This window comes from Brachybacterium sp. B718/18 (genome assembly GCF_055454375.1).
In genome coordinates, this window is sequence record NZ_JBVDDO010000007.1 from 64,884 (window position 1) to 83,410 (window position 18,527).

General features: G+C 73.4%; 18 protein-coding genes. 1 reads left to right on the top strand and 17 read right to left on the bottom strand.

Translation table 11 applies throughout. The features are described from left to right. Window positions 1–60: 60 nt before the first annotated feature. The gene (locus tag ACZCAH_RS11740; protein ID WP_464341249.1) at window positions 61–1,110 is read right to left on the bottom strand and encodes a hypothetical protein; all 1,050 of its coding nucleotides are present in this window, start codon (window positions 1,108–1,110) and stop codon (window positions 61–63) included. A 31-nt stretch (window positions 1,111–1,141) separates the two neighbouring features. Between ACZCAH_RS11740 and ACZCAH_RS11745 the strand changes: the two genes are divergently transcribed. Continuing rightward, window positions 1,142–1,948 carry a phosphotransferase gene (locus tag ACZCAH_RS11745; RefSeq protein ID WP_464341250.1) on the top strand — a complete coding sequence of 269 codons (807 nt, stop codon included), beginning with the start codon at window positions 1,142–1,144 and terminating at the stop codon, window positions 1,946–1,948. A 119-nt stretch (window positions 1,949–2,067) separates the two neighbouring features. On the opposite strand, the gene ACZCAH_RS11750 is transcribed toward ACZCAH_RS11745, so the two are convergent. The 16 genes from ACZCAH_RS11750 to ACZCAH_RS11825 all read right to left on the bottom strand — a co-directional run bounded on the left by ACZCAH_RS11750 (window position 2,068) and on the right by ACZCAH_RS11825 (window position 18,526). Next, a complete protein-coding gene (locus ACZCAH_RS11750) occupies window positions 2,068–2,739 on the bottom strand; it encodes a hypothetical protein (RefSeq protein WP_464341251.1) in 672 nt (223 codons plus the stop codon). Then, entirely contained in the window at window positions 2,736–3,467 is a 732-nt protein-coding gene (locus ACZCAH_RS11755) for a hypothetical protein (protein ID WP_464341252.1), read from the bottom strand. The genes ACZCAH_RS11750 and ACZCAH_RS11755 overlap by 4 nt, the downstream gene beginning before the upstream one ends. A gap of 30 nt (window positions 3,468–3,497) precedes the next feature. Continuing rightward, a complete protein-coding gene (locus ACZCAH_RS11760; protein ID WP_464341253.1) occupies window positions 3,498–4,424 on the bottom strand; it encodes an RluA family pseudouridine synthase in 927 nt (308 codons plus the stop codon). Beyond that, on the bottom strand, window positions 4,421–5,026 hold the full coding sequence (gene lspA, locus ACZCAH_RS11765) for a signal peptidase II (protein WP_464341254.1): 606 nt from the start codon (window positions 5,024–5,026) through the stop codon (window positions 4,421–4,423). Before lspA ends, ACZCAH_RS11760 begins: the two co-directional genes overlap by 4 nt. After that, window positions 5,023–5,724: a DivIVA domain-containing protein gene (locus tag ACZCAH_RS11770; RefSeq protein ID WP_464341255.1), complete on the bottom strand. Its 702-nt coding sequence runs from the start codon at window positions 5,722–5,724 to the stop codon at window positions 5,023–5,025. Before ACZCAH_RS11770 ends, lspA begins: the two co-directional genes overlap by 4 nt. A gap of 142 nt (window positions 5,725–5,866) precedes the next feature. After that, window positions 5,867–6,154, bottom strand: a complete 288-nt coding sequence (locus ACZCAH_RS11775) for a YggT family protein (RefSeq protein ID WP_464341256.1) — start codon at window positions 6,152–6,154, stop codon at window positions 5,867–5,869. Window positions 6,155–6,160: 6 nt separating this feature from the next. Further along, complete coding sequence (locus tag ACZCAH_RS11780; RefSeq protein ID WP_464341257.1) at window positions 6,161–6,649, bottom strand: cell division protein SepF; 489 nt, start codon at window positions 6,647–6,649, stop codon at window positions 6,161–6,163. Between the two features lie 156 nt (window positions 6,650–6,805). Next, the gene (gene pgeF, locus ACZCAH_RS11785) at window positions 6,806–7,540 is read right to left on the bottom strand and encodes a peptidoglycan editing factor PgeF (RefSeq protein WP_464341258.1); all 735 of its coding nucleotides are present in this window, start codon (window positions 7,538–7,540) and stop codon (window positions 6,806–6,808) included. Further along, complete coding sequence (gene ftsZ / locus ACZCAH_RS11790) at window positions 7,537–8,853, bottom strand: cell division protein FtsZ (RefSeq protein ID WP_464341259.1); 1,317 nt, start codon at window positions 8,851–8,853, stop codon at window positions 7,537–7,539. Before ftsZ ends, pgeF begins: the two co-directional genes overlap by 4 nt. Window positions 8,854–9,063: 210 nt before the next feature. Next, window positions 9,064–9,933, bottom strand: coding sequence for a cell division protein FtsQ/DivIB (locus tag ACZCAH_RS11795; RefSeq protein WP_464341260.1), 870 nt, complete (start codon window positions 9,931–9,933; stop codon window positions 9,064–9,066). Window positions 9,934–10,262: 329 nt separating this feature from the next. Continuing rightward, the gene (locus tag ACZCAH_RS11800; protein ID WP_464341261.1) at window positions 10,263–11,870 is read right to left on the bottom strand and encodes a UDP-N-acetylmuramate--L-alanine ligase; all 1,608 of its coding nucleotides are present in this window, start codon (window positions 11,868–11,870) and stop codon (window positions 10,263–10,265) included. Between the two features lie 35 nt (window positions 11,871–11,905). Continuing rightward, window positions 11,906–12,997: a UDP-N-acetylglucosamine--N-acetylmuramyl-(pentapeptide) pyrophosphoryl-undecaprenol N-acetylglucosamine transferase gene (locus ACZCAH_RS11805; protein ID WP_464341262.1), complete on the bottom strand. Its 1,092-nt coding sequence runs from the start codon at window positions 12,995–12,997 to the stop codon at window positions 11,906–11,908. 1 nt (window position 12,998) lies between these two features. Continuing rightward, window positions 12,999–14,384: a putative lipid II flippase FtsW gene (gene ftsW / locus ACZCAH_RS11810; RefSeq protein ID WP_464341263.1), complete on the bottom strand. Its 1,386-nt coding sequence runs from the start codon at window positions 14,382–14,384 to the stop codon at window positions 12,999–13,001. A 13-nt stretch (window positions 14,385–14,397) separates the two neighbouring features. Further along, window positions 14,398–15,915, bottom strand: a complete 1,518-nt coding sequence (gene murD / locus ACZCAH_RS11815) for a UDP-N-acetylmuramoyl-L-alanine--D-glutamate ligase (RefSeq protein ID WP_464341264.1) — start codon at window positions 15,913–15,915, stop codon at window positions 14,398–14,400. Further along, the gene (mraY, locus tag ACZCAH_RS11820; RefSeq protein WP_464341265.1) at window positions 15,912–17,057 is read right to left on the bottom strand and encodes a phospho-N-acetylmuramoyl-pentapeptide-transferase; all 1,146 of its coding nucleotides are present in this window, start codon (window positions 17,055–17,057) and stop codon (window positions 15,912–15,914) included. The genes murD and mraY overlap by 4 nt, the downstream gene beginning before the upstream one ends. Then, a complete protein-coding gene (locus tag ACZCAH_RS11825; protein WP_464341266.1) occupies window positions 17,054–18,526 on the bottom strand; it encodes a UDP-N-acetylmuramoyl-tripeptide--D-alanyl-D-alanine ligase in 1,473 nt (490 codons plus the stop codon). Before ACZCAH_RS11825 ends, mraY begins: the two co-directional genes overlap by 4 nt. Between the last annotated feature and the right edge of the window lies 1 nt (window position 18,527).

Below are 18,527 nucleotides of genomic sequence, written 5' to 3' on the forward strand. Positions count from 1 at the left end.
CCTCGGCGCGTCCGGCGTGTCGGGGATCCGGGAACGCGGCGGGACGTTCCCCGGGGCGGCTCAGCGGGGGTCGGCGACCTCGGCGTGGGTGCGCAGGATGCCCTCGGTGGTGCCCTCCGGGGCGCGGCCGATGCCGCACTCGGTCGCGACCCCGAACTCACGTGCCAGCACCGTCTGCGCGGCGGCGATGCGGGCGCGGGCTCCTTCCGCGCCGTCCTCGCGGTGAACCAGGCCGAGGTACAGCTCGGGGACGTCCGCCAGCCCCGCGAGCGGCGCGAAGTACGCCTCGTCGTCGCGGGAGATCGGCACCGGCAGGTGGAGCCAGGACAGGTCGCGCCGGGCGGCGCCGAGCACCGCGTTCGCCACGCGCACGAGGTTCCCGGTGTCGGTGGGCTCGATGAAGTGCTTCTCCCCCGCGTCGCCGTAGCAGAGGTGCAGGCCGACCTCGACGTCGGCGGGGACGGCGTCGACGAGTGCCGCGAGGCGTCCGACGATCCCCTCGAGCACTCCCCCGGTCCACCATCCCTGCATCACCGCGCCGTATCCGGAGGCGCCTTCGAGGATCCCCATCTCGCTGGCCACGTCCCACTGGACCGCGAGGTCCGCGTGCGGGATCTCCTCGAGGATCTGCTCCAGCTCGCCCCGCAGCGCCTCGGCGTAGACCGGCTCGATCGCGATCCGGTCGTCCCCGGAGAAGAAGGAGGAGATCACCGCGACGGGCGTGGGCAGGGAGACCTGGAAGCGCATCCCGGCCGGGATCACGCCCTCCCCGCGCAGGCGGGAGAAGATCGCGTAGGACTCGCGGGCAGCGGCCGCGTAGCCGAGCGGCGGCAGCACGATCTCGGCGGCCGAGGCGCCGGCGGCGATCCGCAGCGGGCGCGCATCCAGACCCGCCCCGAAGGGGATCGGGTCCTCGCCCACGCGGTCGATACCGTCGGCCTGACCGAGCACGTCAGGCTGGAACATGATCCAGTGGAACCGTGCCCCGACCTCGCCGTCGGGGATCCGCGCGACATGCGCCCCGAGGATCTCGGCGACCGTGCGCAGGGTCTTCTCGGCGTCGTCGTAGTTCACGCTGCCCGTGAGGAGGGCGCCCCGTGGAGTCGTCATGGGATCAGCGTACGGGCGGTACGGTGCGACCATGACGGAGCCGACCGCTGGAGACGAGGACCTGGATCCCACCGTCAGCGACGCCTGGCACGAGGTTCGCGGCGGCGAGTCAGGCGCTCGGGTCCTCGTGCGAGCCGACGGGCTCCAGTACACCAAGCTCGTGACTCCCGATCGCACCGCAGAGCTCCTCGCCGAGCGTGACCGCTGCACGTGGGCCCGGGCCCACGGCATTCCGGGGCCTGTCGTGCTCGCATGGCGCGCGGACGAGTCGGGGGCTCGTCTCGTGACCGCTGCCGTCCCCGGCGTCCCGGCCGACAGCATCGACGCCGAGCGGGCGCTCCTGCTCTGGCCGCGCCTCGTCGACGCCGTTCGTGCGCTGCACCAGGCGGACGTGACCGACTGCCCGTTCGACCGCGGGACGGAGCGGATGCTCGCACTGGCTCGCGATGTCGTCGCCCGTGACGCGGTCGATCCATCGTTCCTCCGTCCCGAGCAGAGCACGCGGACCCCCCGTGAGCTCCTCAGAGATCTGGAGCGCGAGCATCCCCTGCGACGCGCTCAGGAGCAGGAGGATCGAGTGGTCTGCCACGGGGACCTGTGCCTGCCGAACATCCTGGTCGACCCGGACACCCTGGAGGTCCTCGGGTTCGTCGACCTCGGGCGGCTCGGGGTCGCCGACCGGCACGCGGATCTCTCGCTGCTGCTCGCCAATACCGGCGACACCTGGCCCGATCACGCTCATGCGCTCCGGGAGATGCTCCTGGCGCGATACGGACGAAGGGTCGAAATCGATCGTCTCGAGTTCCACCTCCACCTCGATCCGCTGACCTGGGGCTGACCCACCGCTGCCGATCTCTTCGTGAGCACTCCGAGGACTCGTTCCCCGCCACCTCCGCGCGCAGGCCCGCGCTGCGGTCCTCGATCAGGGCAGCCTGGCGCCCGAGGGCTCGGGGCGGCTCAGCCTCGAGCCCGCTCGATCACTGCCTGCAAGCCTGCCGGATCAGGCGTGAACGCCGGCTCCGTCGCAGCCCGCCAGGCACCGTGGAGCTCGTAGACCGCGAGGGCCGTCTGCGGGCCGAGCGGCTCCCCGATCGCCTCCAGCACCGCCGCGGCGTCGGCATCGAATCCCGTCGATTCGCGATGGTGGGTCGTCCCCGTCGCGCGGTCAGCCGCAACCATGCGGTGCACGAGGGCGTCGCGGAGGACGCCCAGCAGGAGATGGAGACCGATCAGGTGGCTCCCGCGCCCCAGCCGCACCGCCGAGAGCGCCGCATCGAAGCGGATGCTGTTGTCGGGCGGGGGCGGGGGAAGCGCCGCGCGCGGGCCGCGGATCCGGAGATCGACGCGACGGCCGTCGACCAGCACCGCCCTCAGGACCTGTCCCTCGGCATCGGTCGTCGACTGGAAAGCCCAGAGCCGCCCCTGCAGGACCTCTTCCACGTCGAACGCGGAGCGGCAGGTGATGGCCACGTCGAGATCGCTCCACCCGTCCATGGAGGACGGATGCGTCACCGAGCCATAGGGCTCGAGGTCGGCTCCGGGCAGGGCGAGTGCCAGGTCCGCCAGGAGGTCGGTCTGCCAGGTGGTCCGATCCGGACCGACAACCGGACCGACTCCGGGACCGCTCACGCCCCGTCCTCCTCCGCCTCGCGCTCGCGACGCATGTCGGCGAGGAGGCGGCCCATGTAGTCGTGGACGTCCTCGTAGCTCAGGGAGCGCTCGTCGCGGCGCGGCGGGATGCCGCCCACAAAGGCACCGCCGTGCCAGGCCAGCGAGTCGTCCGGGAAGGTCGGGTCCTCGTCGCGCCACAGGTCCAGGGGGATCGCGTGGGCGGCGAGGTCGGCGGCGATCTCCGCGGCGCGTGCCGGCTCGCCCGAGCGCTGCAGCACGGCGACGAGCAGGGACTGGGCGGCCCAGGCGAGGGCGTCGTCGTCCCGGTCCTCCCCCGGTTCGACGGACTCGAGGACCAGCGCGACGTAGCTCGCGGCGAGCTCGTCCGCCCCGTCCTCGTAGTGGTCGGTCGCGACGCGCAGAGCGACCCGCGGCACCAGCTCCCGCGCCTCCCACAGCACCGCGGCGCCGACGAGGGCCATCCCGACCCCGGTCGGGAAGTCGGGATCCAGCGCCAGGGCGGAGGCGGGCGCGCGGCCGGCCCGGCGCTCGTCGTCGGCCGCGAGGAACTCCTCCACCGAGCGGGCGATCGCCGCCCGCATCGCGTCATCGTCCCGCAGCGCCACCTCGGCCCCCGCGGGGTCCAGGCCCAGGCGGCGCGCGACACGGGCGACGGGGAAATCGGGGCGCGACAGGGCCGCGGAGCGGGTGGGGGTGAGGGCGCCGGGGAGCTGCTCGTCGGTCATGGTCCGACGGTATCGCCTGGACGCCGCCGCTCAGTGCTCGCGGAGCCGGTCGAGGGCCTGCTGCAGATCCGCCGGGTACTGCGAGGAGAAGGTGACGTGCGCTCCCGTGGCGGGGTGGGTGAAGCCGAGTTCCATCGCGTGCAGCCACTGCCGGATCAGTCCGACGCGTTCCGCGAGGGTCGGGTCCGCGCCGTACAGCGGATCGCCGACGAGAGGGTGCTTCAGCGCCGCCATGTGGACGCGGATCTGGTGGGTGCGGCCCGTCTCGAGCTTGACCCGCAGCAGGGTCGCGCCGCGCAGCGCCTCGAGGGTCGAGTAGTGGGTGACGGAGTGCTTGCCGTCGCTGCGCACCGCGAACTTGTAGTCGTGGTTCGGGGAGCGGCCGATGGGCGCCTCGATCGTGCCCTCGGGCTGGTCCGGGGTCCCCTGGCAGACCGCGTGGTAAACCTTGTCCACCTCGCGGGCGCGGAAGGCGTCCTTGAGCGTGGTGTACGCGAGCTCGGTGCGGGCGACGACCATGAGCCCGCTCGTGCCGACGTCGAGGCGGGAGACGATGCCCTGCCGATCGGGGTCGCCGCTGGTGCGGATCGACACTCCCGCCGCCGCGAGATGGCCGAGGACCGTCGGCCCTGACCAGCCGGCGCTGGGATGCGCGGCGACGCCGACGGGCTTGTCGATGACCACGATGTGCTCGTCCTGGTGGACGAGGCTCATGCCCTCGGCGATCTGCGGCCGCACCTGGGTCGCGGGGCGCTCGTCGGGGATCTCGACGCTCAGCAGGGCGCCCGGCTCGAGTCGCTGCGAGCGGGCCGGGACGCGGCCGTCGATCTGCACGTGCCCGGCGTCCACGAGATCGGCGACGCGGGTACGGGAGAGGCCCAGCAGGCGCGAGAGGCCCGCGTCGACCCGCTCCCCCGCGAGGCCGTCGGGGACCATCAGGGTGCGGTGGCCGTTCACGCCTTCCGCTCCTCCGGTGCTTCGGTCTCGGCCGTCGCGGGCTTCTCCGCCTCGGCCGCGGAGGGATCGGTGTGCAGGCCGATCACGCTGAGCAGCACCACGAGGATCGCGCCGCCGACCACGCCCATGTCGGCGATGTTGAACACCGGCCAGTTGGGCAGTTCGAGGAAGTCGACGACCTCCCCGCGGAACGGCGCGGGCGGCCGCAGCAGCCGATCATGGATGTTGCCGAGCGCGCCGCCGAGGATCATCCCGAGGGCCAGGGCGTACCAGGGCGAGCGCACCGTGGTGACGGCGAAGACCAGCACACCCACGACGATGAGCATCTGCAGGCAGGTCACGACCGGCGTGATCCCGGAACCCATGCCCCAGGCCGCCCCCGAGTTGTACAGCAGCGTCAGCTGCAGGAACTCGCCCAGGAAGGGCCGCGGCACGAGCTCCTCGAGGTTCGCCTCCGCCCAGTTCTTGGTGATCTGGTCGAGGACGAGCAGGATCGCGCCGAGCACGACCATGATGCCGAGGACTCCGGAGAGGGGCAGACGGCGACGAGCGCCGGACCCCTGGGGCCCGGCGCTCGTCGACGTGGTGGCGTGGCGGCTCACAGGCCGAAGTTCGCCTGCTTGTCCTGCGTCTCGCTGGTGTCGAGATCGCGGAGCTGGTTCTCGAGGTAGTTGCGCAGACGGTTGCGGTAGTCGCGCTCGAAGGTGCGCAGACCCTCGATGGTCTTGTCGAGCTCGGCCTTCTTCGACTCGAGCTCCGCGAGGGTCGTGCGGGACTTCTCCTCGGCCTCGCCGACGATCCGCTTGTGCTCTTCGTTCGCCTCGGCGATGAGGCGATCACGCTCGTCCTCGCCGTTCTTGACGTACTCGTCGTGCAGACGGTTCGCGAGGGCGATGATGCCCGCGGCGTCGGTCGGAGCCGGCGCAGCAGCGGCGGCAGGGGCAGCGGGCTCCTCGGCCGGGGTCTCGGGCTCGACGACGGCCTGCGGAGCCGTGGCGTCCGTCTCCGCGGCGGGCGCCTCGGCGAAGGACGCGGGGGCCGCGTCGATCACCTCGGCCTCGTCCTCGTCGGCCGGAGCCTGCTCGGCAGCGGCCGCAGCCGGGGCGGACTCCAGCTCCGCGATGCGGTTCTGGGCCTCCTCCAGCTCCTTGGTGAGGCGGTTGTTCTCGTCGATCAGCTCTTGGAGGCGCGGCAGGATGTCGTTGTCGAGGTAGTTGTCCACCTCGTCCATGTCATAGCCCTCGGAGAACCGAACCGGTGTGAACCGCTTGTGCAGCAGGTCATCGGGCATCAGAGCCATGGGTCACCTTCTCGTCAGTCTGGGGTGGTCTCTGCGCCGGGCGCAGTGCGGACAGCCTAGCGGATCCGGCGCGCTCACCGGACGTCCCGGCCGATCAGCCGATCAGCCGGACACCGGGGAGCCCATGCGAGCTCACCGGAGCTCACGCGACCGCGGAGAGCACCGCCATGAGCACCCAGCAGGCCACGAGCAGCAGCATCAGGCTGATGTCGAAGGCCACCGGACCCAGGCGGAACGGCGGGATGAGGCGGCGCAGGAACATCACCGGGGGGTCGGTCAGCGTGAACACGACCTCGAAGAGCACCAGCACGAGCCCCGTCGGCCGGAAGTCGCGGGCGTACCCGCGGATCCAGTCGATCACCAGCCGCGCGAGCAGCAGGAGCATGTACAGGAACACTGCGAGATACAGCACCCCGGCGACGAGCTGCACGGAACCTCAGCTCTGGTTGTAGAAGTTGCCCTCGTCGGCGGTGGTGTCCCCGTCGACCTGGACGAACTCGGGCGAGAGCAGGAACACCTTGGAGGTGACGCGCTCGATGCTGCCGCGCAGACCGAAGACGAGGCCGGCCGAGAAGTCGACCATGCGCTTGGCGTCGCCGTCCTGCATGTCGGAGAGGTTCACGATGACGGGGATGCCGTCCCGGAAGGACTCGCCGATCGCCTTGGCGTCGTTGTAGGAACGGGGGTGGATCGTGGTGATGCGGTGCATCGAGTCCTCCACTGCCGGGGCCATCGCCACGACGTTGGACCGCTGGCGGATGGGGGTCACCTGAGCCTCCCGTTCGAGAGCGGGCTCGGCGCCGCGCTCGGTGCGTCGGGCCGGAGCGGCAGGCTCGTCCTGACGGACCCGCTCGTCCTCGTAGTACTCGTCGTCGACCTCGTTGGCGAGGCCGAGAGCGACCATGGCGTTGCGCCAGTTGCCCATCGTGGATCTCCCGTGTGTTGTTCGCGCTGACCTGGGCTCCGGGGAAGCACGGGGAGTGCGTGGGAGCCCGTGCACCGAAAGTACCGCAGGGTCGCAGGGCGCCCCGGGAGGCGCCCGGCGTGTCGGTCGGCGTGTCGGACGGTGTGTCGGGCCACGTCAGGCCCTCCGGATCACCCCGGCGAAGCGGCCGGTCCGGGCGCTGCGGCGGTAGGAGAAGAAGGACTCGTCCTCGAGGGTGCAGGGATGGTCGGCGTCGATCGCCCCGGAGGGGATGCCGAGCCGGGCGAGGATCGCCGCCGCCCCGGCCCGGAGGTCGAGGGCGGGGGTGCCCCAGCTCGTGGTCGCGGCCGTCTCCGGCAGCTGCGCCGCCGCTCCCTCGCGCATCGCCGCCGGCACCTCGTAGCAGGCGCCGCAGATCCCGGGGCCGATCGAGGCGGTGAGGTCGGCGGGCTGCGCTCCGAGCGCCGTCATCGCCTCGACGGTCGCCTCGAGCACCCCGTCGAGCAGTCCGCGACGGCCCGCGTGCGCCGCGCCGATGACCCCCGCCACGGGATCCGAGAGCAGCACGGGCAGGCAGTCGGCCACCATGATCGCGAGCGCCGCGTCCCGCCGGTCCGTCACCAGCGCGTCGGCGGTCACCACCGGGGAGTCCCCCGCCGCCGGCAGCACGTGCACGACCGTGGAGTGGACCTGGTCGACGAAGACGGCGCGCACCCCCACCTCGGCGGCGAGGAGGTCCCGGTTCCGTGCGACCGCGGCGGGATCGTCGTCGACGTGCAGGGCGAGGTTCAGGCTCGCGTGGTCCCCGCTGCTGACCCCGCCGGAGCGCCCCGTGAACAGGGCACGGGCCCCGCGAAGCCGCGGAGCCCGTGCCGAGAGGGAGGTCGTCACTTGAGGAAGGACGGGAGGTCGAGATCGTCGTCGTCCGCCGGGGGCTCCTCGATGTGCGGCGGCCGCGCCGGCTGCTGCTGCTCGGGCGTGCGGGGAGCGGGACGCGGCGGCACCTGCTGGCCGACGGGGCGGGGGTCCTCGGCCTCGGCGGCGTCGAGCACCTCCGTCTCGGGCTCGGCGGCGCTGGGCCGCGAGGGCGAGAAGGCGGTCTGCGGCTGGCCCCAGGCACCGTTGGCGGCGGGAGCGGCGTTCGCCGAGGCACCGGACGCGGCCGGACGGCTCGCCGCCGGGCGCTCGGCCGGACGGGCCGCCGGCTCCGGGCGCGGCGCGGGGCGCGCGGCGAGATCGGTGCGGGGGGCGGGACCGCCGGACTCGAAGCCCGCGGCGATGACCGTGACGCGCACCTCGTCGCCGAGGGCGTCGTCGATGACCGAGCCGAAGATGATGTTCGCGTCGGGGTGCGCGGCCTCCTGCACCAGGCGCGCCGCCTCCGAGACCTCGTACAGGCCGAGGTCGCTGCCGCCCTGGATGGAGAGCAGCACGCCGTAGGCGCCGTCGATCGAGGCCTCGAGCAGCGGGCTGGAGACCGCGAGCTCGGCGGCCTGCAGCGCACGGTCCTCGCCGCGCGCCGAGCCGATGCCCATGAGGGCGCTGCCCGCGCCCTGCATGACCGACTTGACGTCGGCGAAGTCCAGGTTGATCAGGCCCGGGGTGGTGATCAGGTCGGTGATGCCCTGGACCCCGGAGAGGAGGACCTGGTCCGCGCTCTTGAAGGCGTCGAGCATCGAGACCTGCTTGTCCGCGATGGAGAGCAGGCGATCGTTGGGGATCACGATGAGGGTGTCGACCTCGGCCTGCAGGGCCGCGATGCCGGACTCCGCTTGGGTGGAGCGACGGCGCCCCTCGAAGGTGAAGGGTCGGGTCACGACGCCGATGGTGAGGGCGCCGAGGCTGCGGGCGATCTTGGCGACCACGGGCGCGCCGCCGGTGCCGGTGCCGCCGCCCTCGCCGGCGGTCACGAAGACCATGTCGGCCCCGCGCAGGACCTCCTCGATCTCCTCGGCGTGGTCCTCAGCGGCCTTCTTGCCGACCTCGGGATCGGCGCCGGCCCCCCCGAGACCGCGGGTGATCTCCTTGCCGACGTCGAGCTTGACGTCGGCGTCGGACATCAGGAGGGCCTGGGCGTCGGTGTTGATCGCGATGAACTCGACCCCCTTGAGGCCCGACTCGATCATGCGGTTGACAGCATTGACACCGCCGCCGCCGACACCGACGACCTTGATGACTGCGAGGGAGATCTGGGTTCCGGCCACGTTTGGTCCTTGCTCTTGTCGTTCACCTGCGGAGAGGGGCCGCCTCGGGCTGGTCCCGACACCCGGTCGAACTCTCAACCTCGACTTCAGGTTGTGACTTCGGGGCGCCTCTCCTTCCCCTCGACGCTAGGGACGAGGGCGCGCCCGTGCAAACACCGTCGGCGCGTGTCGGCCGTGAACCCGGGCGGATCGAGGGTCCGGGCCCGCTGCTCAGCGCGTGACCGGTGCGACCGGCGAGGAGACGTCGATGACGGTGCCGGGCTGGGAGATGAGGGCCTGCACCACCTCGGCCTTGAGGGCGCTGTCGGCCGCGCCGCCCCAGATGACCGTCTTCACGGTGCCGTCCTCGAGGGCGATCTCGAGGGTGACATCGCTCGCGGTCGTCGCGGTCACGGACCGGACCGAGCTCCGCAGCGGCTCGGGGATCGCGCTGACCACCTCGCTCATGGCGGCGGCGGCACCCTCCGGGTCGGAAGCGCCCGCGCCGACGGAGAGCGGCACCAGGGTCGCGCCCTCCGCCGCGGCGGCCGGCAGCTCCTCCCCCGCCGCGTCGAGCACGGCGGTGCTGCCGTCGGCGCGGGTGAGCACCGCGACAGGAGCGGTCTCGGTGACCGTCACGGAGACGCCGTCGGGCCAGGACCGCTCGACCTCGGCGCTCGCGACACCGGGCAGAGCCAGCAGCTCCTGCTGGATCCGGCCGGTGCGCAGCAGCAGCACGCTGTCGCCGTCGTGCTCCTCGACGACCGCGCGCACCTGGTCCTCCGCGAGATAGCCCAGGCCCGAGATCTCCACCCGGTCGACCTGGAGGGCGGGGAGGTAGATCGCGGTGCCGGCGGCGACGAGCAGCAGGGCCAGCACCCCGGCGAGGGAGGCGAGGATCGCGCGACGGCGGCGACGCCAGGGCCGTCCGACGACCAGCGCGCGGAAGCGGTCCGCGGCCTGGACGACCCGCCCCTCCCCCGCGGCGGGGGCGGGATTTTCCGCCGGAGCGGGGCGGCCGACGGCGCGGCGGGATCGTCCCGCCGCCGTCGTCGCGCGCGCGGGGGCGGGGGACGCGGAGGCGGCCGAGCGCGTGGACACAGCGGACACAGCGGACGCAGCGGTCACCTTTGAGCCGGCGGACGGCGCCGACGGAGCTGCCGACGCCGCTGACGCTCCCGACACTGCGGACCCCGCGGATCCTGCCGCGTCCGGCCTCGCCGCGGAGGAGGAGGACGTGGAGGTGCCGGCGCTCCGGCGAGAGGGGGCCGGGGCCGCGGAGCGGCGGGTCGTGGGGGCGGCCGACGGGGCGGCGGTGCGACACGGCGACGGGCGCGCGGTCTGCCCCGCGGAACTGGCGGAACTGGCGGAACTCGCCGACTCGCCGGAGCGGGGCCGGGGGCGCGGGGCGGCGGGGCGGCGGGTGGCCATCAGGCCCCCTCCCCCGTCCCGCCGAGCGCCGCGAGGATGCTCGGGGTGAGCTCGACGATGTCGCCGGCCCCCAGCATGAGCACGACGTCGCCGGGGCGCGCGGTCGAGGCGACGGCCGCGGCGAGCTCGCCCTCCGGCGCGTCATCGGCCACGGGGAGCACGCCGAGCGGGGCGTGGTCGGTGATGGTCGCGGCGGTGATCTGCGGGTCCGGGTCCTCGCGGGCCCCGTAGACGGGCAGCACCCAGGCCTGGTCGGCGGCGGTGAGCGCTGTCGCGAAGTCCTCGGCGAACAGCCGCGTGCGCGAATAGAGGTGGGGCTGGAAGACCACCAGCACGCGACCGCCGCGGTCCTGGGCCTCGACGATGCCGCGAGCGGCGGAGAGGGTCGCGGCGACCTCCCGGGGATGGTGCGCGTAGTCGTCCACGACCGTGACCCCGCCGGCCTCCCCGGCGACGTCGAAGCGGCGCGAGGCGCCGGTGAAGCGGGCGAGCCCGGTGGCGAGGGCCGCAGGGTCGGCCTCCGGCACGGCGCCGCGGACGGCCACGAGGGCACCGACGGCGTTGAGCACGTTGTGGTGCCCGGCAACGGCGAGGGAGAGATCCAGAGGCCCCTCGGGCGTGGCGAGACGCACGCGGGCACCGGTCGCGCCGCCGCGCTCCTCGAGCACCCGCCAGTCGGCCCCGGCCCCGACGCCGTAGCGGATCACCGGGAGCCCGCGCTCCGCGGCCCTGTCGCCGAGGGCGGCCGCCCCGGCGTCGTCAGCGCAGACCACGAGGGTGCCGCCGGGCACGAGACGTGCGGTGAGGGCGTCGAAGGCGGCGGTCAGCGTCTCCGCATCGCCGTGGAAGTCGAGATGATCGGGCTCGAGGTTCGTGACCACGAGCGAGCGCGGGGCGAAGGCGAGGAAGGAGCCGTCGGACTCGTCGGCCTCGACCACGGCGAGTCCCTCAGCCTGCGGGAGTGCGGGGGCGATGCTCGCGTCGTCGGCGGCACCCTCCACGGCACGCTCGTCGGCGGGGGCAGCCGCGAGGGGGTTCGTCGGATTCGCCGCGGCGAAGCCTGCGTTGCGCCCGAGGTCCGGGACGGCGGCGCCGAGCGCCCAGGCCGGGTCCAGGCCCGCGCCGCGCAGGGCCATGACGGCGAGGCCGGTGGTGGAGGTCTTGCCGTGGGTGCCGGCGACGGCGATCAGCGCGCGCCCGCCGAGCAGGCCCGCGAGCGCGGCCGCCCGGTGGATCACGGGGATGCCCCGCTCGCGAGCGGCGATCACCTCGGGGTTGTCGGCGCGGACGGCGGTGGAGACGACGAGCAGGTCGACGTCCTCGGCCAGCAGGTCCGCGTCGAAGCCGATGCCGATGCGCGCACCGGCCGCGCGCAGCGGCGCGATGAACTGCCCGTCTTGCGAGTCGCTGCCGCTCACGGTGAGTCCGGCCTCGAGCGCGAGCCGGGCGACGGCGGACATCCCGGCCCCGCCGATGCGGACCACGTGGAGCGAGCGGATCTCCGCCTCCGCGGGCCAGTCCGGGCGGGTGATCACCGCGCCGGGGCGCAGGATCGTGCGCGGCTCCGGCGCGGCGGACGGGGCGGAGGCAGCGGGCTGGGAGGTCATGGGGCCACGGTAGCCTCGGCGCGGAGCGCGTCGGGTCAGGCTCGGCGTGCGACGCCGATCACGACCTCCGCCATCACCTCGGCGGCATCGGTCACGCCCGCTGCGCGGGACGCCTCGGCCATCCGGGCGAGCGCCGCCGGGTCGGTGATCAGGGGCAGCACGTGGGCGCGCAGCCAGTCCGCGTCGAGGCGGGAGTCCTCGACCATCAGGGCGCCGCCGGCCGCGACGAGCTGCTCCCCGTTGAGGGCCTGCTCGCCGTTGCCGATCGGCAGCGGGACCAGCACGGCGGGCAGGCCCACGGCGCTCAGCTCGCAGACCGTCCCGGCTCCGGAGCGGGTCAGGGCGAGATCCGCGGCGGCGTAGGCGTCTTCCATCGCGGAGACGTACTCGAGCACGACGTGGCCGGGACGGGGGGTCACGCCCTCGTTCTTGCCGCGCCCGGTGACCTGGAGGATCTGCACCCCGGCCGCGAGCAGGTCCTCGGAGGCCGCGGCGACGGCGGCGTTGAGGCGCTGCGCCCCGAGGGAGCCGCCGGTGGTCAGCAGCACGGGGCGGGCCGGGTCCAGGCCGAAGCCGGCGATCGCCGCGTCGCGGCGCGCCGCGCGGTCAAGCTCGGCGACGGCGCGGCGCATGGGCATGCCGATGCGGCGGGCGCCGGGCAAGGTCGACCCCTCGAAGGCGGTGAGCACGGCGGCGGCGCGGCGGGCTCCGAGGCGGTTGGCGAGGCCCGGCCGCCGATTCGCCTCGTGCACCACGAAGGGCACCTTCGCCGAGGCCGCGGCGAGATAGGCGGGCGGGCAGACGTACCCGCCGTAGCCCGCGACCACGTCGATGCGGCGCTCCCGCAGCAGGGCCCGCACCTCGCGCAGGGTACCGGTGAAGCGCGCGGGGAAGCGCAGGGAGGCCCCGTCGGGCCGACGCGGGAAGGGGACCTTGTCGATCGTGACCAGCTCGAAGCCGGCGGCGGGCACGAGATCGGTCTCGAGGCCCTCGGGGGTGCCGAGCACGACGATCTCGGCGCCGGGCGCGAGGGTGCGGAGCCGGTCCGCGGTGGCCAGCAGCGGCGAGACGTGGCCCGCGCTGCCGCCGCCCGCGAGGAGGATTCGCGGCGGGGTGGTGGAGGTCATGTCATCCCTTCCGGGTGGTGCGGGAGGTGCGACCGGTGCGGCTGCGTGACCGACCCGAGCCCCGCGTCGGGGACGAGGACCGGCCGCGCTTCGGGGCGCCGGTCCTGCCCGCGGAGGCGTCACGAGGAGCGGGCAGCACGGTGATCGAGCGGCGGACAGCACCCATCCGGGCGCTGATCGCCTCGGCGGCCCCGGGCTCGCGCCGGGCGAAGGAGATGAGCACGCCGAGCGCCGTCATCGAGGCGAGCAGCGCGGAGCCTCCAGCGGAGATGAACGGCAGCGGGACGCCGATCACGGGCATCAGGCCGGTCACCACCATCATGTTCACGAAGGCCTGGCCGAGCAACCAGGCGCTCAGCCCCGCGATGGTGATCTGCATGAAGTGGTCGTCGATGCGGGTGATCATCCGGAACATCACCAGCGCGAGGCACGCGAACAGGGCGAGCACGCCGAGGGTGCCGATGAGCCCGAGCTCCTCGCCGATGATCGCGAAGATGTAGTCGTCCTCGGCCGCGGGGAGCCGGCCCCACTTCTGCCGGGACTCGCCGAGGCCGACGCCCCACCAGCCGCCCTCGGCGAGACCCATCAGGCCCTGGTCGGACTGGTAGCAGGAGTCGCCCACGCACGTGCCGTGGAGCCAGTTCTCGATGCGGGCCATGCGGTTCGAGCTCGTGACGGTCAGGGCGACGACGCCGGCGAGGCCCGCGGCGGCCGCGGCGGCGAACCAGCGGCGCGGCGCGCCGGAGACCCATACAGCGCCCGCGACGAGCATGCACATGACCAGTGTGGTGCCGAGGTCGTGGCCGAGGACCACGAGGCCCAGCGCGAGCCCGACCCCGGGGACGAGCGGGATGAACAGATGGAACGGGCGGTGAAGCAGCGGCCGCTTCGTGGCCAGCACCGCGCCGAGCCACACGGCGAGCGCGAGCTTGAGGAACTCGGAGGGCTGCAGCCGCTGCCTGCCGATCTCGATCCAGTTGCGGTTGCCCGCCACGTCCACACCGAGCGGCGTGTGGACGAGCAGCTGCAGCGCGATGCCCAATCCGAAGAGTGGCCACGCTGCTTTCCGGTAGAAGCCGGGAGGGAGGATCGCGGCGACCACCAGCAGGACGAGGCCCATCACGGCGAAGGTGCCCTGGCGGAAGAGACCGGCGAAGCCCGAATCGCCGCGGGCGATGTTCAGCACCGAGGACGAGGAGAGCACCATGACCAGTCCGACGCCGATCAGCAGGGTGCCCAGGACGATGAGGGCGTAGAAGTCCAGAGCTGGAGAGCGCAGCCAGGAGCCGACCCCGTCGCGGACGCGGCCGGAGATGTTGCCGAGCGGCTGCTCCTCGTCGGGGCGCACGACGTCGGTGGACCGACGGCGGGTCTCCTCCATGGTCATGCGCTCTCCCTGGTCATGCATTCGCTCCCGGCCGTCGGGTCACGGCCGCCGCGAACAGATCCCCCCGCTCCGCGTAGTCACGGAACTGGTCGATCGAGGCGGCGGCGGGTGCTAGCAACACCACGTCCCCCGCCGTGGCGAGGGAGCGGGCGGCCAGCACCGCGGCCTCCATCAGACGCGTTCGTCCGGCGGCATCGCCAGTGTCGCCCGGATCGATGCGCCGGACGGGGACCTCAGGTGCGTGTCGCGCCAGGGCCTCGGTGAAGGGCGTCGCATCCTCGCCGAGCAGCACGGCGCCGACGAGGCGCTCCCGGGAGGCGGCGACGAGCTCGCCGACGTCGGCGCCCTTGGTGTCGCCGCCGGCGATCCACACGATCCGCTCGGCGGCTCGCAGGGAGGCCGCGGCCGCCGCGGGATTGGTGGCCTTGGTGTCGTCGACGTAGGTGATGCCGTCGATCGTGGCGACCACCTGGGCTCGGTGGGCGCCCATCTCGTAGGCGCGCAGCCCGTCGCGGACCGCGTGGGCGGGTACGCCGTGGGCGCGGGCGAGGGCGGCCGCCGCGAGCGCGTCGAGCAGCACGTGCGGGCCGGCGCCGCGGGCGCCGAGGTGGGCGACGTCGTCGAGGCGGCCCAGCTCGGCGGCGGCGCGGTGCCGGTCCGGGTGGAAGGCGCGGTCGACGAGGATGTCCTCGACGAGGCCCAGCTCCGAGGGGCCCGGCGTGCCGAGCGTCAGGCCGACGGCCCGCGCGCCCTCGACGACGTCGGCCTCCTCGACGAGGCGGCGGGTGACCTCGTCGGCGGTGTTGTAGATACAGGCGGTGCGGACGCCCTCGAAGATCCGGCCCTTGGCGCGCGCGTACTCCTCGGCCCCTCCGTGCCAGTCGAGGTGGTCGGCGCTCACGTTGAGCACCGCCGCGGCCTCGCAGTCCAGGTGCTCGGTCCAGTGCAGCTGGAAGCTGGACAGCTCGAGCGCGAGCACGTCGTAGCCCTCCGGGTCGAGCGCCGCCTCGATCACGGGCAGCCCGACGTTCCCGCACGCGACGGCGCGCAGCCCGGCCGCCCGCAGGATGGACTCGAGCATGGTGACCGTGGTGGTCTTGCCGTTGGTGCCGGTGACGCCGAGCCACGCGGGCCCGTCGGCGGACTGCATGCGGCGCGCGAGCTCGACCTCGCTCCACACGGGGATGCCGGCCGCGGCCGCCTCGGCGAGGAGAGGCTGCGTGGGGCGCCATCCCGGGGAGGTGACGACGAGGTCGATCTCGCGGTCGGCGGGGAGGGCCGCGGTGTGCTCGGCGCCGAGGCGCACCTCGACCCCGAGCACCTCGAGGATCTGCGCCCGCTCACGCAGCTCGGGGGTGTCCTGCCCATCGACGACGAGCACACGAGCGCCGCGCTGCATGGTCTGGTCGGCCACCGCGTACCCGGAGACCCCGAAGCCGGTGACCAGGATGCGCACGCCCGTCACGTCGAGCCCGGGCCAGGGCCGCTGCTGGACCGGCAGGACCAGGTCCGCCGCGTCCGCGGAGGTCATGAGCTGAGCCTCGGGAGGGCGTCGAGGTAGAAGATCCCGAGGCCCACTCCGGCGAGGATCCCGGCGACGACCCAGAAGCGGACCACGATCGTCACCTCGTTCCAGCCCTTGAGCTCGAAGTGGTGCTGCAGGGGCGCCATCCGGAACACCCGCTTGCCGGTCAGCTTGAAACTCGTGACCTGGATGATCACGGACAGCGAGATGATCACGAAGAGGCCGCCGATGATCGCGCCGAGCACCTCGGTGCGGGAGATGATGGTCAGGCCCGCGATCGCCCCACCCAGGGCGAGCGATCCGGTGTCGCCCATGAAGATCTTCGCGGGCGAGGTGTTCCACCACAGGAAGCCGACGCAGGCGCCGATGATCGCCGCGCAGAGCACGGCGGTGTCGAGCGGGTCCCGCGAGGTGTAGCAGTGGACGACCCCGCCGGCGTCGAGGTCGACGCTGCACACCTGCCGCCACTGCCAGAAGGAGATGATCAGGTACGCGGTGGTGAAGATGATGGTCGCGCCGCTCGCAAGGCCGTCGAGGCCGTCGGTGAGGTTCACGCCGTTGGACCACGCGGCGACGAGGAAGTTCGCCCACAGGGCGAAGAGCACGAAGCCGAGCGCCGAGCCGATCACGGCGAGGTTCATCCCCGCCGCGGAGTGCAGCAGATTCGCGAGGAAGGAGAGGTCCAGCCACTCCACGTCCCGGACCACGGAGATCTTCGTGGACGCGGGGGTGTTGCCGTCGCTGTCCGGGAAGAGCAGCGCCAGCACCGCGAAGACCGTCGCGACGAGGAACTGACCGATCAGCTTCGCCCGCGGTCGCAGGCCCAGGCTGCGCTGCTGCGAGATCTTCAGGTAGTCGTCGAGGAAGCCGACCACGCCGAGCCCGACCATGAGGAAGAGCACCAGCAGCACCGAGACGCTCGGACTGGTCCACAGCACCAGATGGGTGAGGCCGTAGGCGAGGAGCGTGGCGAGGATGATCGCGACGCCGCCCATGGTGGGGGTGCCGCGCTTGGTCGCGTGCGAGGTGGGGCCGTCATCCCGGATGAACTGGCCGTACCCCTTCTTCACCAGGAGCTTGATGAACAGGGGCGTGCCGAGGATCGACAGAAGCAGCGCCGCGGCTCCCGCGATGATGATCGCGATCATGCGTGATCCCCTCCGTCCGCCCGCGGGTCGGGCTCTCCTGCTCGCTCGAGGTGAGTGACCAGCGGTCGGGCGATCCGCCGCAGTCCGGCGTCGCGCGATGACTTCAGGAGCACCACGTCGCCGGGCATCACCGTACGTTCTAGCACAGCGATCGCCTCCTCGACGGTGTCGACGAACTCGGACTCGCCGCCGAAGCTCCCCTCGAGGCTGGCCCCGTGGTGGATCGGCGCGGCGCCGTCGCCGACGACGATCAGGTGGTCGATGTTCAGGCGGACCACGAGGCGGCCGATCTCGTCGTGCAGGCGCACGGCATCGGCCCCGAGCTCGAGCATCTCGCCGAGGACGGCGATCGTGCGGTGGGTCCGGCCGAGATGGGCGAGGGTCTTGAGCGCGTGGCGCATCGAGTCCGGGTTGGCGTTGTAGGCGTCGTCGACGACGAGAGCCCCGCCCGCGCGGTGCACCTCCATGCGCTGCCCCGAGGCGAGGCGCGCGCCGTCGAGGGCGGCGGTCGCCGCGGCGGGGTCGACCCCGGCGGCGAGGGCGCCGGTGAGCGCAGCCAGGACGTTCGCGGCCTGGTGCTCTCCGAGGAGGTCGGGGCGCACCGGGAAGCGGCCGGCGGGGATCGGGGCGCCGCTGAGCGCCGTGAGGCCGTCCGGGACGACGAGGGTGAAGGAGAGCCGGGCGTCCTCGTCGAGGTCGAGGTCCTCGCCGCGAACGGCGCCGGACCAGAAGCCCCAGTCGAGGACGGGCGCGGAGGTGCGGGAGGCCATCGCGGCGACCCGGCGGTCCTCGGCGTTCAGCACGGCGCGCCCCTCGGGGGCGAGGGCCTCGACGAGCTCGCCCTTGGCGCGTGCGATGGCCTCGACGCCGCCGAACTCGCCGAGGTGCGCGCTGCCGACGTTGAGGACGAGGGAGACGTCGGGGCGGGCGATCGCCGTGAGGTGGGCGATGTGGCCGATGCCCCGGGCGCCCATCTCGAGGACCAGGAAGCGGGTGGTGGGCTGGAGACCCAGCACGGTCAGCGGCAGTCCCAGCTCGTTGTTGAGGCTGCCGACGGGGGCGATGGTCTCCCCCGCGGCGGAGAGCACGAGGCCGAGGAGGTCCTTGGTGCCGGTCTTGCCCGCGCTGCCGGTGACGGCGAGGACCACGAGATCGGGGTTCTCGGCCCGCGCGCGCTCGAGCTGGGCGCGGGCGAGGGCGGACAGTGCCTCGCGGACGTCCTCCACGAGCACGCCGGGGAGCCCGAGATCACGGGAGACGAGGACCGTCCCCGCGCCGTCCTCGAGGGCGCGGCCGACGAAGTCGTGACCGTCGGCGTGCTCACCGACGAAGGCCGCGAACAGGTCACCGGGGGTGACGGCACGCGAGTCGATGCGGGCGGCGCCCGTCACGATCTCCGCCCCGGTCGCACCTCCCACGAGGGAGCCGCCGGTGAGGTCGGCGATCTCCCGGGCCGTGGTCTGCAGCATC

Coding starts and splice junctions, on each gene's coding strand:
- ACZCAH_RS11740 (WP_464341249.1), bottom strand. CDS start 1,110: ATGACGACTCCACGGGGCGCCCTCCTCACGGGCAGCGTGAACTACGAC.
- ACZCAH_RS11745 (WP_464341250.1), top strand. CDS start 1,142: ATGACGGAGCCGACCGCTGGAGACGAGGACCTGGATCCCACCGTCAGC.
- ACZCAH_RS11755 (WP_464341252.1), bottom strand. CDS start 3,467: ATGACCGACGAGCAGCTCCCCGGCGCCCTCACCCCCACCCGCTCCGCG.
- ACZCAH_RS11770 (WP_464341255.1), bottom strand. CDS start 5,724: ATGGCTCTGATGCCCGATGACCTGCTGCACAAGCGGTTCACACCGGTT.
- ACZCAH_RS11780 (WP_464341257.1), bottom strand. CDS start 6,649: ATGGGCAACTGGCGCAACGCCATGGTCGCTCTCGGCCTCGCCAACGAG.
- ACZCAH_RS11800 (WP_464341261.1), bottom strand. CDS start 11,870: ATGACCTCCCAGCCCGCTGCCTCCGCCCCGTCCGCCGCGCCGGAGCCG.
- ACZCAH_RS11805 (WP_464341262.1), bottom strand. CDS start 12,997: ATGACCTCCACCACCCCGCCGCGAATCCTCCTCGCGGGCGGCGGCAGC.
- ftsW (WP_464341263.1), bottom strand. CDS start 14,384: ATGACCATGGAGGAGACCCGCCGTCGGTCCACCGACGTCGTGCGCCCC.
- murD (WP_464341264.1), bottom strand. CDS start 15,915: ATGACCTCCGCGGACGCGGCGGACCTGGTCCTGCCGGTCCAGCAGCGG.
- mraY (WP_464341265.1), bottom strand. CDS start 17,057: ATGATCGCGATCATCATCGCGGGAGCCGCGGCGCTGCTTCTGTCGATC.
- ACZCAH_RS11825 (WP_464341266.1), bottom strand. CDS start 18,526: ATGCTGCAGACCACGGCCCGGGAGATCGCCGACCTCACCGGCGGCTCC.